The 14,366-nt window shown below is 73.2% G+C and carries 12 protein-coding genes; 3 read left to right on the plus strand and 9 right to left on the minus strand.

The features are described 5' to 3' along the window. Positions 1-81 precede the first annotated feature (81 nt). Entirely contained in the window at positions 82-1,185 is a 1,104-nt protein-coding gene (locus tag IE294_RS37220) for a C40 family peptidase (protein ID WP_189893606.1), read from the plus strand. 291 nt (positions 1,186-1,476) lie between these two features. Continuing rightward, entirely contained in the window at positions 1,477-2,778 is a 1,302-nt protein-coding gene (locus IE294_RS37225; RefSeq protein WP_189893608.1) for a PP2C family protein-serine/threonine phosphatase, read from the plus strand. Between the two features lie 60 nt (positions 2,779-2,838). On the opposite strand, the gene IE294_RS37230 is transcribed toward IE294_RS37225, so the two are convergent. From IE294_RS37230 to IE294_RS37240, 3 genes are all read right to left on the minus strand, one after another. Further along, a complete protein-coding gene (locus tag IE294_RS37230; RefSeq protein WP_189814551.1) occupies positions 2,839-3,186 on the minus strand; it encodes a DUF2516 family protein in 348 nt (115 codons plus the stop codon). Between the two features lie 110 nt (positions 3,187-3,296). After that, positions 3,297-3,917: a hypothetical protein gene (locus IE294_RS37235; RefSeq protein ID WP_189893610.1), complete on the minus strand. Its 621-nt coding sequence runs from the start codon at positions 3,915-3,917 to the stop codon at positions 3,297-3,299. Between the two features lie 81 nt (positions 3,918-3,998). Further along, entirely contained in the window at positions 3,999-4,487 is a 489-nt protein-coding gene (locus tag IE294_RS37240) for a helix-turn-helix domain-containing protein (protein ID WP_189893612.1), read from the minus strand. Between the two features lie 130 nt (positions 4,488-4,617). On the opposite strand from IE294_RS37240, the gene IE294_RS37245 reads away from it, so the two are divergent. Further along, entirely contained in the window at positions 4,618-6,987 is a 2,370-nt protein-coding gene (locus IE294_RS37245; protein ID WP_189893613.1) for an ATP-binding cassette domain-containing protein, read from the plus strand. Positions 6,988-7,002: 15 nt separating this feature from the next. On the opposite strand, the gene IE294_RS37250 is transcribed toward IE294_RS37245, so the two are convergent. The 6 genes from IE294_RS37250 to IE294_RS37275 form a co-directional block, all read right to left on the minus strand. Next, on the minus strand, positions 7,003-7,476 hold the full coding sequence (locus tag IE294_RS37250) for an HAD domain-containing protein (RefSeq protein ID WP_189893615.1): 474 nt from the start codon (positions 7,474-7,476) through the stop codon (positions 7,003-7,005). Between the two features lie 52 nt (positions 7,477-7,528). Beyond that, positions 7,529-9,559 carry a HelD family protein gene (locus tag IE294_RS37255; protein WP_189893617.1) on the minus strand — a complete coding sequence of 677 codons (2,031 nt, stop codon included), beginning with the start codon at positions 9,557-9,559 and terminating at the stop codon, positions 7,529-7,531. A 48-nt stretch (positions 9,560-9,607) separates the two neighbouring features. Continuing rightward, entirely contained in the window at positions 9,608-10,225 is a 618-nt protein-coding gene (locus IE294_RS37260; RefSeq protein WP_189893619.1) for a TetR family transcriptional regulator, read from the minus strand. A gap of 9 nt (positions 10,226-10,234) precedes the next feature. Then, on the minus strand, positions 10,235-12,460 hold the full coding sequence (locus tag IE294_RS37265) for a phosphotransferase family protein (RefSeq protein ID WP_189893621.1): 2,226 nt from the start codon (positions 12,458-12,460) through the stop codon (positions 10,235-10,237). A gap of 268 nt (positions 12,461-12,728) precedes the next feature. Then, positions 12,729-13,472 carry an HAD family hydrolase gene (locus IE294_RS37270; protein ID WP_229917714.1) on the minus strand — a complete coding sequence of 248 codons (744 nt, stop codon included), beginning with the start codon at positions 13,470-13,472 and terminating at the stop codon, positions 12,729-12,731. Continuing rightward, positions 13,472-14,350, minus strand: coding sequence for a GntR family transcriptional regulator (locus IE294_RS37275; protein WP_229917716.1), 879 nt, complete (start codon positions 14,348-14,350; stop codon positions 13,472-13,474). Before IE294_RS37275 ends, IE294_RS37270 begins: the two co-directional genes overlap by 1 nt. Positions 14,351-14,366: the final 16 nt, after the last annotated feature.

A 14,366-nucleotide genomic window follows, 5' to 3' on the forward strand; every position in this document is an offset into this window, starting at 1 on the left:
CTGTCGCTTTGCGCGCGGCCGTGGCACGATCCCTCAGACGCCCGTAAGTTACTGACGGTAAATCAGTTTGGGGGAAGAGGTATGGGACCGGGCAAGCGCGGCCTTCTCACGGCCGCCCTGACCGTGATCTGCGCGGTGACCGTCCTGTCGGCGCCCGGCACGGCGTTCGCGATACCCGAGCCCTCCCGCACCCCGTCGGGGACCCCCACCCCCGGAGCGACCCCCAGACCGGCCGGGACTCCCGCGCCCGGCAAGGACCTTGAAGAGGTCCGCGCGAAGCTCGACAAGCTCTACCACGACGCCGCCGTGGCCACCGACGTGTACAACGCGGCCGAGGAGAAGGCGGAGAAGCAGTCCGCCGAGATCGTGGCGCTGGCGAAGAAGATCGTCGAGGGCCGGCGGAAACTGGAGGAGCTGAAGGACCGGGCGGGCGCCGCCGCCCGTGACCAGTACCGCACCGGTGGCCTGTCCGACACCGCCCGGTTCCTGCTCAGCGACGACCCGGGCCGGTTCCTGGACGGCGCCGGCCGGGTGCTCCAGGGCCAGCAGGCGGCGAAGAAGCTGATGGCGGAAAAGGCCCGCACCCAGCAGGAGTTGCAGAGTTACGCCGACGACGCCTCCGCCCGCTGGAAGGAGCTGGAGGCGAACCGCAAGGCGAAGGACGCCGCCAAGAAGAAGATCGAGAAGCAGATCGACGCGGCCGAGGAGCTCCAGTCCCGGCTGGAGAAGAAGGAGAAGGAGCGGCTCGCCGAGCTGGAGCGGGAGGCCGCGGCCAGGGCGCAGACCGCCTGGCTGGACACCGGCGCCCTCAAGGACGTCCACGGAAAATCCTCCGCACGGGGCGAGAAGGCCGTGAAGTACGCCACCCGGCAACTCGGCAAGCCGTATGTGTGGGGCGCCGAGGGCCCGGACTCCTTCGACTGCTCGGGCCTGACCTCCCAGGCCTGGGCGGCGGCCGGCCACCCCGTCCCGCGCACCTCGCAGGAGCAGTGGAAGCAGCTCAAGCACGTCGACGTGAAGGACATGCGGCCCGGTGACCTCGTCATCTACTTCGACGACGCCAGCCATGTCGGGATGTACATCGGCGAAGGCGCGATCATCCACGCGCCGCGCCCCGGGCGGACGGTGACGATCGCGGGCGCCGGCTCGATGCCGATCCTGGGGGTCGTACGACCGGACGCGTGACCGGTCGCGCGCGGTGCGGTGCGGTCCATGTCCCCGGTGACGTACGTCATGTGACCCACCGCACGTCCGGTCCCCGCCCAAACTCCCCCAGGACGTGAGCTTCGTCATCCCGCCGGGGCCGTCGGCGTGTCCAACTGCGCTATGGATAGCGGCATATGACAGTGACGGGCACCGGAGCGACGCGGCTCACACCATTCCGTCGGGGCGGTCCCAGCCGCTATGGTCCCGGTCGGTGGGTCGAGACCCCTCGACGCCGCCGTGCCCTCGGGGGGAGGGAAGGAACCCAGGACAATGCCCGTACCCGTACCGCGGCAGAGAGCGATCCCGGCCGTGGAGAGTGGTCAGGCGCAGGCCGCCCGCGCAGTCGGCGGCCCCCTCAAGGAAGAGGCCCACCGCGACGCCACGGCCGTGAACGGCACCGGCGCCACTCTCACCCTGCTGCTGATCGAGGACGATCCGGCCGGCTCGCCGATCGTGCCCGACCTGCTGGACCCGGCCGGCAAGCCGATCCGTGTCCGCACCGCCCGCAACCTCACCGAGGCCGAGCGGCTGCTCACCGACGACGTCCACTGCATCCTGCTGGACCTGGCGCTCCCGGCGCCGGGCGGCAGCGACACCGACGACGAGCTGGCCGTGCTCAGGCACGTCCTGAAGCTCGCGCCCCGGCACGCCGTGCTCGCGCTGACCGCCTCCGGCGACGCCGAGCGCGGCGCCGAGGCCGTGCGCGTGGGCGCCCAGGACTACCTCTTCCGGGACGAGCTGGACGGCCGGCTGCTCAGCCGCGCCATCCGCTACGCGGTGGAGCGGAAGCGGTCCGACACGGCCGAGCGGCGGCTCGCCGAGGGCAAGCTGCGCGCGCAGGAGAACCGCCGGCTGGAGCGCGGCCTGCTGCCGACCCCGCTGCTGGAGGGCTCCTGCCTGCGGTTCGCCGCGCGCTACCGCCCCGGCCGGTCCCGGGCGCTGCTCGGCGGCGACTTCTACGACGCCGTCCGCACCCCCGACGGCACCGTGCACGCCATGATCGGCGACGTCTGCGGGCACGGCCCGGACGAGGCCGCGCTCGGCGTGGAGCTGCGCATCGCCTGGCGGGCGCTGACCCTGGCCGGGCTGTGCGGGGACGAGCTGCTGAACACGATGCAGCAGGTGCTGGAGCACGAGCGCGCCGACGAGGAGATCTTCGCGACGCTGTGCACGGTGGACATCGCGCCCGACGGCCGCCGGGCGGGCCTGTGCCTGGCCGGCCATCCGGCCCCGCTGGTCGCCCGCCCCGGCCGGCCGGCGCGGCTGCTCCCCTACGAGAACAACGGCCCCGCCCTGGGGCTGCTGCCCGGCGCCCGCTGGCCGCGGATGCAGGTCGAGCTGGGTGCCGAGTGGAGCCTGATGCTCTACACCGACGGGCTGATCGAGGGCCGGGTCGGTGAGGGCGGCGAGCGGCTCGGTCAGGACGGCATGCTGGAGATGATCCGCCGGCAGCTCTCCGAGGGGCTGCGGGGGGAGGAACTGCTGCGGGCCGCGGTGAGCGAGGTGCGGCACCTCAACGGTGGTGAGCTGACCGACGACGTCGCGGTGGTGCTGCTGGACCGGACGCGGTAGGCGGAAGCCGCGCCACGCACGCACCCGGCAACCGGCAGGCGGCCCCGCGGCGGGATGCCGTCAGCGACCGCCGTTGTACGGGCCGTACGGGCCGTCGCTGCTGCTTCCGCCCCGGCGGCGGCCCCACCCGCGTCCGCCGCCCACCTGCTGGAGGGCGGGGCGGACGTCGACGAGGTAGACGATGCTCGCCACCGCGCCGGCGATGGGGAGGATGGACAGCAGCGAGAACAGGTAGCTGACCACGAGGGCGATGCCGAGGATGATCAGCCAGAAGACCTTGTTCTGCTTGTCGGCGGCGCGGAAGGCGTCCTCGCGCCGGAACGCGGCGTCGGCCAGCCCGAACGCGGCCAGGGCCATCAGAATGATCTTCAAGATGCCCATGAACCCCGCGAAGCCCAACATCAGCATGCTGCCCACCGCCCGTTGATTCCCGATTCCCGGCTACGCCGCCACCGTACCCATAGAACGGGCCGGACACCCCAAAGGTGCCCGGCCCAAAGCCGTCTCGTCGGCCATGGTCACCTGGCCGGCGGGGTCGTCTTCTTCGCCGTGGTGGAGGTGGTGGAGGTGGTGGCGGTCTTGCGGGGGGCCGGGGCCTTCTTCGCCGCGGGCTTCTTGTCCGCGACCGGGTCGGCCTTCGCCTCGGCCGGCTTCGGCTGGTCGTCCTTGACCGCGACCGGCTCGGGCTTGCCCTCGACCACGATCGCGAGGTCCTCGATCTCCTCGGCGGCCTCGCCGCGCCAGGTCTTCACGGCCTGCTCGCCGTGCTCGGCGACCCGCTCGTAGGTCTCGCGGGCCTTGACGGCGTACTCGGCGGCGACGCCGACGCTGCGCAGGGCGAGGTCCTGTGCGGTCTCGCCGAGCTTCTTGAGGTCGACGTCGATGGTCCCGATGAACTCGTTGACCTTGGTCTGAAGGGTCACCTGCGCCTCCTTGGCGCGGGCGGTGGCCTTCTCCTGCACGGCCTTCGGGTCGGTGTTGCGCACGGCCTCGATGCGCGCCGGGGCCTCGGCGCGCAGCTGCTCGACCAGGGCCGGCACCTTCTTGGCCTGCTGGAGCGCCAGGTCGGCGGTGCCGGCGGCGAAGTAGAGCGGGGTCGGGTCGCTGAGGGTCTTGCGCAGGTCGTCGGTGATGGCCATGGTGAGGGTCCTCCCGGATCGGATTCGCGTTCGGCTGGGTGGGTGTGGTCCGCGGCGGGCGTCCGGAGCCCTGGTCCGGCTTTATCCGGCCGTCCGCCGCGGGCCGGCGTCCGTGTCACTTCCGGTGGCATCGCCTGAGCCGGCCGTACGGCTGCCGCCGCCGGTCCCCTGGTCCACGGGTCCGTCCCCGGGCCCGTCCTCCTCGGCGCGCTCGCCGATCCCGAAGCCGTTCTCCTTGCGGAAGGACTCGTAGATCTGGAGCAGCACCTGCTTCTGCCGCTCGTTGAGCGTGGGGTCGGCGAGGATGACGGCGCGCGTCTCGACCTCGTCCCGGTCCCGTTCGGCGTCGAGGATGCCGGCGCGGACGTACAGCGTCTCGGCGGAGATGCGCAGGGCCTTGGCGACCTGCTGGAGCACCTCCGCGCTGGGCTTGCGCAGCCCGCGCTCGATCTGGCTCAGGTACGGATTGGACACCCCGGCGGCGTCGGCGAGCTGCCGCAGCGACAGCTGGGCGTTCCGCCGCTGTTCGCGCAGGTACTCACCGAGGTTGCCGACGTTCAGCGATGCCATGCCTCCACCTTGCCCCACCTTCGCTAACAATTGCAAGCACCCGCTTGCAAGAGTGTGTCGTGTCACGGGTCGAGGAAGGCGTCAGGATTGGAGAAGCGCCCGCCGCCGGGGCGCCGCTACGGTGGCCGGCATGGACGACGCCACCGCACGGCACGCCGCCGACAGTCATGACCTGATCCGTGTGCACGGGGCACGCGAGAACAACCTCAAGGACGTGAGCGTCGAGATCCCCAAGCGCCGGCTCACGGTGTTCACCGGGGTCTCCGGCTCGGGCAAGAGCTCGCTGGTGTTCGACACCATCGCCGCCGAGTCGCAGCGACTGATCAACGAGACGTACAGCGCGTTCGTCCAGGGCTTCATGCCCACGCTGGCGCGGCCCGAGGTCGACGTGCTCGACGGGCTGACCACCGCGATCATCGTCGACCAGCAGCGGATGGGCGCCGACCCGCGCTCCACGGTCGGCACCGCGACCGACGCCCACGCGATGCTGCGCATCCTGTTCAGCCGGCTCGGCACCCCGCACATCGGCTCGCCCAAGGCGTTCTCCTTCAACGTCGCCTCGATCAGCGGGGCGGGCGCGGTCACCGTGGAGCGCGGCGGGAAGACGGTGAAGGAGCGCCGCTCGTTCAGCATCACCGGCGGCATGTGCCCGCGCTGCGAGGGCCGGGGCACGGTCACGGACATCGACCTGTCCCAGCTCTACGACGAGGACAAGTCGCTCAGCGAGGGCGCGCTCACCATCCCCGGCTACAAGCCGGGCGGCTGGAACTACCGCCTCTACACCGAGTCGGGCCTCTTCGACCCGGACAAGCCGATCCGCACGTTCAGCCGGCGGCAGCTCGACGACTTCCTGTACCGCGAGCCGGTCCGGATGAAGATCGCGGGCATCAACATGACCTACGAGGGTCTCGTGCCGCGCATCCAGAAGTCGATGCTCGCCAAGGACCGGGAGGCGATGCAGCCGCACATCCGGGAGTTCGTGGACCGGGCGGTCACGTTCACCACCTGCCCCGACTGCGACGGCACCCGGCTCAGCGAGGCGGCCCGGTCCTCGAAGATCAAGGGGGTCAGCATCGCCGACGCCTGCGCGATGCAGATCAGCGACCTGGCCGCGTGGGTGCGCGGGCTGGCCGAGCCGTCCGTGGCGCCGCTGCTCACCGCGCTGGGCGAGACCCTGGACTCGTTCGTGGAGATCGGCCTCGGCTACCTCTCCCTGGACCGGCCCACGGGCACGCTCTCGGGCGGCGAGGCCCAGCGGACGAAGATGATCCGCCACCTCGGCTCCTCGCTGACCGACGTCACGTACGTCTTCGACGAGCCGACCGCCGGCCTGCACCCGCATGACATCCGGCGGATGAACGACCTGCTGCTGCGGCTGCGCGACAAGGGCAACACGGTGCTGGTGGTGGAGCACAAGCCGGAGGTCGTCGCGATCGCCGACCACGTGGTGGACCTCGGCCCCGGCGCCGGTACGGCGGGCGGCACCGTCTGCTTCGAGGGCACCGTCGCCGGGCTGCGGGCGAGCGGCACGCTCACCGGGCGGCACCTGGACGACCGGGCGGCGCTGAAGAAGACGGTGCGCGAGCCGACCGGGGCCCTGGAGATCCGCGGCGCCACGACCCACAACCTGCGGAACGTGGACGTCGACATCCCGCTCGGCGTGCTCACGGTCGTCACCGGGGTCGCCGGCTCCGGCAAGAGCTCACTCGTGCACGGGTCGATCCCGGCCCGCGAGGGCGTGGTGTCGGTGGACCAGGCGCCGATCCGTGGCTCGCGGCGCAGCAACCCGGCGACGTACACCGGTCTGCTGGAGCCCATCCGCAAGGCGTTCGCCAAGGCCAACGGCGTGAAGCCGGCGCTGTTCAGCGCGAACTCCGAGGGCGCCTGCCCCTCCTGCAACGGCGCCGGGGTCGTCTACACCGACCTGGCGATGATGGCCGGGGTCGCTACCACCTGCGAGGAGTGCGAGGGCAAGCGGTTCGACGCCTCGGTGCTGGAGTACCACCTGGGCGGGCGGGACATCAGCGAGGTGCTGGCGATGCCGGTGACCGAGGCCGAGGAGTTCTTCGGCGGCGGCGAGGCCCGTACCCCGGCCGCGCACCGCATCCTGCGGAACATGGCCGACGTCGGTCTCGGCTACCTCACCCTCGGCCAGCCGCTCACCACCCTCTCCGGCGGCGAGCGGCAGCGGCTGAAGCTGGCCACGCACATGGCGGAGAAGGGCGGGGTCTACGTCCTGGACGAGCCGACCACCGGCCTGCACCTCGCCGACGTGGAGCAGTTGCTGGGCCTGCTCGACCGGCTGGTCGACGCCGGCAAGTCGGTGATCGTCATCGAGCACCACCAGGCGGTCATGGCGCACGCCGACTGGATCATCGACCTCGGCCCCGGCGCCGGCCACGACGGCGGCCGTGTCGTCTTCGAGGGCACCCCCGCGGACCTGGTCGCGGCCCGCTCCACCGTCACCGCGGAGCACTTGGCGGAGTACGTGGGCGCGTGAGGCGCACACGTCCCTTCAGTGTGCTTCCAGCCACTCCTCCAGCACGGCGAAGTCGGCCTCCGTCAGGCCGTACCGGTGATCGACGCGGTACGGGAGGGCCGGGGCCGGGTGATGGACGGCGAGCCAGGCGCGGTCGGCCCCGGTGATCTCGTCGTCCACCCAGACGAAGGGCCGGCCCGCCGCCCAGCGGGCCAGCGGCCGGGTCTTCCAGTGCAGGGGGCCCGGCCGCTCGTCCGCGTCCGGCCACCGCACGACCGGCAGCGGCGGCAGGCCCAGCCACGGCACGAGGCAGTCGTTGGCGTCGTCCCCCCACGTCGTGGCCCACACCAGCTCACAGCCCAGCGCCGTCAGCCGGGGCCCCAGGGCGGGGTCGACGCGGGGCAGCAGGGGGTGGCCGGCGGGCACCGGCGGGCCGTCGTACAGCGGGTGGGCGCGGTCCGCCGCGCCGAAGGGGATGAGCGGGCCGTCCACGTCGAGGAAGAGCAGCATCACCCTTCAGGTTCGTCCCCCGAGCACCGGTCGTCCAGGGGCCTCGCCCCGGTCAGAACGGCAGCGGCCGGCTGTGTACGACGTCCAGCCGGGAGACCGCGCGGGTGAGCACCACGTACAGCCGGTGGGCGCCGCGCTCCTCCGCCTCGGCCACGGCCGCCGGTTCCACGGCGACGACGTGGTCGTACTCCAGGCCCTTGACCACGCTCGCGGGGACGACGGTCAGCCGGGCGCCGGGCGTGTCGGGGCCGGCCGGGTCGAGGCCGGCCCGGTCGAGCGCCGTCCGCACCCGGTCGGTGTCCGCGTCGGCCGTGACCACGCCGACCGAGCCCTCCCGGGCGAGGGCGGCGCGCACGGCCGTCACGGTGGTGCCGAGCAGGTCCTCGGTGGGCCGCAGGGTCAGCTCCCCGTCCGTGCGCAGGGAGTGGGCTGCGGGCACGGCGACGTCGAGGCGGGCGAGCAGCCGGTTGGCCGGCTCCAGCACGGCCGCCGGCACCCGGAACCCGGTGGTCAGCGGCACCACGGCCGCGTCCGGCCGGCCGAGGTGGCGCAGCTGGACGGACCAGTCGCGGGCGGCCCACGGGGTGGTGCCCTGGGCGAGGTCGCCGAGGACGGTCAGGGAGCCGAACGCGGCCCGGCGGGCGATGGCCCGGCACTCCATCGGCGACAGGTCCTGCGCCTCGTCCACGACGAGGTGGCCGTAGCCCTCGGGGTGTTCGACGAGACCGGCGAGTTCGTCGAGCAGGACCAGGTCGGCGGCCGACCAGCGGGCCGACTTGTACGAGCGCGGCGGGCGGGACCACAGCAGTGCCGCCCGCTCGTCCGGGTCCAGCAGGCCGTCCGCCGCACGGGCCAGCGCCTCGCCGTCGGTGAGGAGTTCGGCGAGGATCTCCTCGGGCCGGACCTTCGGCCACACCGCGTCGAGTTGCCCGGTCAGCGGCCGGCAGCGCTCGACGCGGCGCACCCAGGAGGCGGGCAGCACCCCGGAGCGCCGTTCGGCCCGGTCGCGCAGCCGCCGTACCACCCGGGTGCGCACCCGCTCCCGTCCGACGGCGTACGGCGGTTCCTCGGCGCGCACCTGAGCGACCAGGTCGGCGAGTTCGGCGGCGGTGACGCGCCAGCGGTAGGAGCCGTCGGGCACGACGAGGTCGGCGGCGCCGTCGGTGCTCACGCGTGCGTACAGCGCCCGGCGCAGCACCTCGGCCATGCGCGGGTCGTGCTTGACGGCCGCGGTCCTCAGCGGGTCGGTGCCGGTGACCGGGTGGCGGGCGATCTCGTCCAGCAGGGTCGACTGCCTGACGCCGGTCTCGCCGAGGGAGGGCAGCACCTCGGCGATGTAGGTGAGGAAGGTGCGGTTGGGGCCGAGGATCAGCAGGCCGGCGCGCTGGAGCCGCTTGGGGTGGGTGTAGAGCAGGTACGCGGCGCGGTGCAGGCCGACGGCGGTCTTGCCGGTGCCGGGGGCGCCCTGCACGCACACGGAGTCGGTCAGGGCGGCGCGGACGAGGTCGTCCTGCTCGGGCTGGATGGTCGCGGCGATGTCCCGCATGGGGCCGACGCGGGGCCGCTCGATCTCGCGGGCCACGATGTCGCTGGTCCGGGACTCGCCCCGGCCCAGGTGCTCGTCCTCCAGGCCGGTGAGGTCTGCGGAGTCGCCGCGGCTGCCGGGCGCCCAGCCGAACCGGCGCCGGACCGCCACGCCCTGCGGTTCGCGGGCGCTCGCCTGGTAGAAGGCGCGGGAGACGGGGGCCCGCCAGTCGACCACGAGCGGCGGTGCGGCCGGGTCCTCGGTGACGCGGACCCGGCCGACGTGGTAGCTCTGCCCGCCGTGTCCCGGGTCGCCGTCGGCGAAGTCGAGCCGGCCGAAGAACAGCGGGCCCGGCGGGAGTTCGCGCAGGGCCTTGGCCTGGCTGCGCAGCCGGTGACCGAGGACTTCGGCGTCGGCCCCGGAGGCGGAGACGTCCTCTGCGGTGACGACCTGTTCGGCGGCGCCCTCGACCATCGCGGCGAGGGCCGTACGGCAGGTGTCGTGGTAGGCGCGCTCGGTGTGCAGGGATTCCTTGAGGGCGGGGTCGGGTGACGTCATGGCGGCAGCGTACCGCCGAAACGTTACCGAGTTACATTTTTAACCCAGTCACATACCCTGGCCCCGCAGCTCCGGCAGCCCCTCCGCCAGCCGCCGGAACGCCCGCTCGGCCGCCGCCACCGCGTCCGGTGCCACCTCCGCCACCGGCTCCCCCGCCGCGATCCGCCGCCAGTTCTCCAGGGCGAGGACACGCTGCACGGCGATGATCTGCGCGGCGGCCAGCCGGGCCGCCAGATCGCCCCCGAGCGCCTCGGCGAGCGCCGCCTCCGACCGCTCCTGGTGGGCGTACGCCCGCGCCACCAGGGACGGGGTGCCGTAGAGCAGCCGGTGGAACGCGAGCACGCCGGGGTGGTCGTTCAGCCCGGTGACCGGGTCGCGCCGCTCCAGGCCGGCCAGGAAGTGCCGGCGCAGCGCGTCCACCGGGTCGGCCTCCCCGTCGGCCACCCGCGCGGCCTCCGTCTCGTGGTCCGCGATCCGGTGCAGGACCAGGTCCTCCTTGGCCGGGAAGTACCGGAAGAGGGTCGGCTTGGAGATCCCGGCCGCGGCGGCGACCTCCGCCACGGACACCGCGTCGAAGCCCCGCTCCAGGAACAGCCGTACGGCGATGTCCGACACGTCCTGGTACATCCGCTGCTTCTTGCGCTCGCGCAGGCCCATCTCACCCATGGGGCGAGCCTACGCAGGGCCGTCCGGACCGGTCCGCAGGCCCAGCGCTCGGGTCAGGTAGGGATTCGACCGGGGCGGGATGGTCAGACCCAGCGACGCGGTGGCCGCCGCCAGGGTCATCGCGTACGAGTCCAGCGCCCGGCGGACGTTGGGCGCGTCCCGGCTCGCTCCGGTGACCAGCCGGTCGAGGTCGACGTACGCCGAGCGGACGGTCTCGATCCACCGGTACACCCGCCAGTCCTGACGCCAGTTGCGGGTGCACTCCCGCGGCAGGCGGCGCTCCCAGCGGCGGAACATGCGGTCCCGGATCTCCGGCCGGGTGGGGGTGAGGTGCATGTGCCGGACCAGGTCGTAGAGCGGGTCCCCGACCAGCGCCATCTCCCAGTCGATCAGGGTCAGCGCCAGGCCGTCGTCCCGGCGCACCAGGTTCCAGGGGTTGAGGTCGCCGTGCAGCAGGGCCGGGGTGCGGCGGGTGAGCCGGTGCCGGCCGAGGATCTCGCGCAGCCGGGGCGCGCCGGGCAGCCCGAGGAAGCGGGCCAGTTGCCGCGACTCCGGGGGCAGACCGTCGACGAGCAGGACGAGCTGGTCGCTGAGCCAGTCGTAGAAGTCCAGGCCGACGGCGACCGGGTCGAGCTGGGCGTGGTCGACCTCGGTGAGCGCGGCGAGCTGGTCCACGAGTCCGTCCGCCTCCTGCGGAAGCAGCCCGTGGACCGGGTGGGCGGGCCGGCGGCCGGGGTCGCGCGGACCCTCGTAGGTGTGGATCGCGAAGCGGTCCCCGGAGTACGCCCGGTTGCCGGAGTGGCTCTCCCCCAGCGCCAGGATCCTGGGCGCGGCCACCGCCGCCCGGGACTGCTCGATCGCCCGCAGCACGGCGTGCTCGCTGAGGAAGCTGCTTTCGAGCCGGCGGGCGTCCGCCACCTTGCGCCGCACGACGACGGGGAAGGCGGTGCCGGGGGCCCACACCACCGTGTTGAGGTGCGCCGTGCCCTTGAACACCCGCTCGGCCGGGGCCGCGCCCTCCAGGAGCAGGGCGCCCTCGACGGCCGGGTGGGGGAAGTCGGGGTGCTCCGAGACGCGCCCGTCCGGCTTCCAGTCGATGGCCCGGGTGACCCGGCCGCCGCGGCCCGCCCGCCAGCGGTGGAGGATGCCCTCGATCTCCCGCTCCCCGGGCACCTGCCCCAGCCGCAGCGGCTCGGCGGCGAGCTCCAGGGCGCGGTGCACGCGGGCCGTCGCCTCGTCCAGGCTCTTCTGGTCGAAGGAGTCCTGCAAGGACCGCGCCGCCCTCATCACATCGGGGTACACCGACTGGGCCCGCTCGAAGGCGAGGTAATGGGGCAGGTCCCTGGCCACGCCGTTGACGGCGGCGGGGCGTACCGCCTGCATCGCGCACGCCCAGGCGTCGACGACCTCCTTCTCCTGGTGGTCCGGGTAGCGCATCCGGACCAGGTGGGTGGCGAGGTCGTGCAGCGGGTCGCCGTAGCTCGCCAGCTCCCAGTCGACACGGACCAGGGGCGGGTCGCCGCCGTACGACATGATCACGTTGTCGCGGTGCAGATCGGTGTGGAGCAGGCTGTACGGCCGGCGTGCCATGGCCGGGACGCGTTCGGCCAGCCGCACCAGCGCGTCCTCCGGGACGCCCAGGGCGGCGAACAGACCGCCGAACACCGCCCAGTTGGGCTGCCGGATCTGGAGGTCGGCCATGCGGGCGAGGGCCTGGAGGAAACCCTGGCTGTCGGTGTAGTTGCGCGGCCACAGCGACGGCAGGGGCGGCAGCGTGGCGCTGCTGCGCACCTGGGCCGTCTCGGCGAGCAGGCCCGCCAGCGCTCTCGTCAACAGGCCGTCGACCGGCTTGCCGTCACCGCACACGCTGGACAGCGGTACGCCGTCCACATGGCTGTGGATGGCGAAGCCGTCGCCCTCGGCCAGGCACTCGGGCACGTTGGGCAGCAGGCGGCTGACGGCCCGCAGGATCGCCGGCTCGTTCTGCCAGGTGCGGATCACCACCGGCAGCGCGCCCGCCCGCCGCACCCGCACGGTGACGGGGACGCCCGGCTCCCGGCCGAGCAGCCGGGCCACCGGCTCGGACAGCGGGACCACGTAGTTCTGGTGGTGGAACCCGCCGCTGGCCGCCCCCTCGGCGGCGGCGTACTCCGCGAACGCCTGGAAGACGGCTCGGCTCCGGGCTCCGTCGGCGCGGCCCCCGGTCGTGTCGAGGGGGACGGGAGGTGCGCCCACTGGCCGCTCCGGGGGTCGATCGCGCGAGAACACGAGAAGGGGAAGGCTGGGGAAAGGTTAAGTCCGTGTGACAGCCGGCACGACCGGGCGCCCAGCCGAGTAGCCCAACGGTGGTCTGCCACTCACCTGTGCGGGGTCGTCCGAGGCCGGCTCGTTCGCCATCCCTCGCGCAGGGATCCGAACGGTCGCTCAGCCTGCGTGCGCGGATGCTATCGCATGGGCACGGCGCCGGTGGGCGGCCGGACTCCGGGCCCGGCTCGGGCCGCGGTCACCGGCGGCGCAGCGCCAGCAGCAGGGGCTCCAGCGATCCGACGACGCACTCGGCTCCGGCCTCCCGCAAGATCTTCCCCTTCTGTTCGTTGCGCGCGTAGCCGAGGAACGGCACGCCGGCGTCGCGCGCGGCGGTCAGGTCGGAGGGAGAGTCACCGATCATCAGGGCGGCCGAGGGGGCGGCGCCCATCGCGCTCAGGGCCCGGTTGAGACAGTGCGGGTCGGGCTTGAGGAGGTGCAGGTCGGTGGTGCGGCCGTAGATGTGGGGGCTGAAGCAGGCGGTGAGGCCCCGGCCGTCGAGGTAGGAGCGGACCACCCGGGGGGAGTTGTTCGTGGTGATGGCCAGGCGGGAGCCGACCGCGGTCCAGGTGCGGATCAGCGGGTCGGCGTAGGCGGTGGGCAGCGCGGAGGCGGCGGCCCGCAGTTCCTCCTTGGTGAGGCGTTCCTCCAGTTCGGCGACGAGGTCGCTGCCGGGGTGCCGGCGGTCCACGGCGCGCAGCACCCCGTGCGGGTCCACCGCCTCGCGCTCGGTGTCGTCGAGCAGGCCGTGCAGCCCGCGGCCGGCCAGCCACTCCACCAGTCCGGCCGCCACCCGCTCCGCCTTGTGCCCGGCGAACAGGCGGCAGACGGGCCCGTCGAAGTCCCAGAGAACCACCCGGGCGCGGCGCAGCAGTTCTCGTAGCTGTGTCGCCGTTCCGGCCGCTGTACCGGTCGTCGTGTCAGTCGTTGTCTCTGTGGTCACTAGGAGAGTGTCAGGTCCGTGGAGATGGTTTCCCAGAGGGCGTCGAACCACTTCTGGGACTGCTCCACGAACGCGGCGTCCCGGCGCCCGGTCCGCTTCTCGAAGGAGAAGAGCAGGGATTCGGAGCCGAGGGTGTCGTACATCTCCAGCGTCCCGCTCTCGGTGGGCTCCGCCCGGCGGGTGACCATGTAGTACGCGTACAGCGCCTCCGCGCCGTTGAGCAGGTACAACTTCGCCGGCGGGGTGAACGGCAGGGCCCGGAAGGCGACGTGGACGTCGATGTCGTGGGTGCCGCGCAGGGCCTGGAGGTTGTACTGGAGCACCTGCCCCTGGGCGTTGCGCATCGCCAGCCACCGCTGGTGGACGGCGTCCTCGTCGCTGCCGGCGTCGACCGAGACCGGGAAGGCGAGGTTGATGTCCCGGGACGGCAGCAGGATGCGGACGTCGATCCGCTCCGGTCGCAGCCGGCCGTCGTGGATCAGGCGCAGTGGCTCGCCGAGGGCGGGGATCAGGCTCTGCGCGGTCAGGCAGACGGCGTCGATGCGCACGTGCGGCGCGGCGAAGGCATCGGTCAGCCGGGGCGCGAGGGCCACCATGGTCGGCTGCGGCTCCTCGCGCGCGGGGCCCGGTTCGGCGACCCGGGGCGGGCTGCCCTTGCTGACGTTGCTGAGCAGGCCGTCCTCCTGGAGCACGCGCAGGGCCTGGCGTACGGTGCCGCGCTCCACGCCGAACTCCTCGGCCAGCTCGGCCTGGGTGGGCAGCCGCTCGCCGACGCGGAGGACGCCGGCCCGGATGCGTTCGCGCAGGGTGTCGGCGATCTGCTGGGGCGTGAGCCGTCCGCTGCCCTTCACTGCCACGTTCTCCTGGGTCACGACCAAACGCTACAACCCTGAA

It is taken from the genome of Streptomyces canarius (genome assembly GCF_014650735.1).
In the GTDB taxonomy this organism is placed as follows: Bacteria; Actinomycetota; Actinomycetes; order Streptomycetales; family Streptomycetaceae; genus Streptomyces; species Streptomyces olivaceoviridis.

What these genes read in the sequence shown, in the direction of transcription:
- IE294_RS37220 (WP_189893606.1), top strand. Translation starts at nt 82, where the DNA reads ATGGGACCGGGCAAGCGCGGCCTTCTCACGGCCGCCCTGACCGTGATC.
- IE294_RS37225 (WP_189893608.1), top strand. Translation starts at nt 1,477, where the DNA reads ATGCCCGTACCCGTACCGCGGCAGAGAGCGATCCCGGCCGTGGAGAGT.
- IE294_RS37230 (WP_189814551.1), bottom strand. Translation starts at nt 3,186, where the DNA reads ATGCTGATGTTGGGCTTCGCGGGGTTCATGGGCATCTTGAAGATCATT.
- IE294_RS37235 (WP_189893610.1), bottom strand. Translation starts at nt 3,917, where the DNA reads ATGGCCATCACCGACGACCTGCGCAAGACCCTCAGCGACCCGACCCCG.
- IE294_RS37240 (WP_189893612.1), bottom strand. Translation starts at nt 4,487, where the DNA reads ATGGCATCGCTGAACGTCGGCAACCTCGGTGAGTACCTGCGCGAACAG.
- IE294_RS37245 (WP_189893613.1), top strand. Translation starts at nt 4,618, where the DNA reads ATGGACGACGCCACCGCACGGCACGCCGCCGACAGTCATGACCTGATC.
- IE294_RS37250 (WP_189893615.1), bottom strand. Translation starts at nt 7,476, where the DNA reads ATGCTGCTCTTCCTCGACGTGGACGGCCCGCTCATCCCCTTCGGCGCG.
- IE294_RS37255 (WP_189893617.1), bottom strand. Translation starts at nt 9,559, where the DNA reads ATGACGTCACCCGACCCCGCCCTCAAGGAATCCCTGCACACCGAGCGC.
- IE294_RS37260 (WP_189893619.1), bottom strand. Translation starts at nt 10,225, where the DNA reads ATGGGTGAGATGGGCCTGCGCGAGCGCAAGAAGCAGCGGATGTACCAG.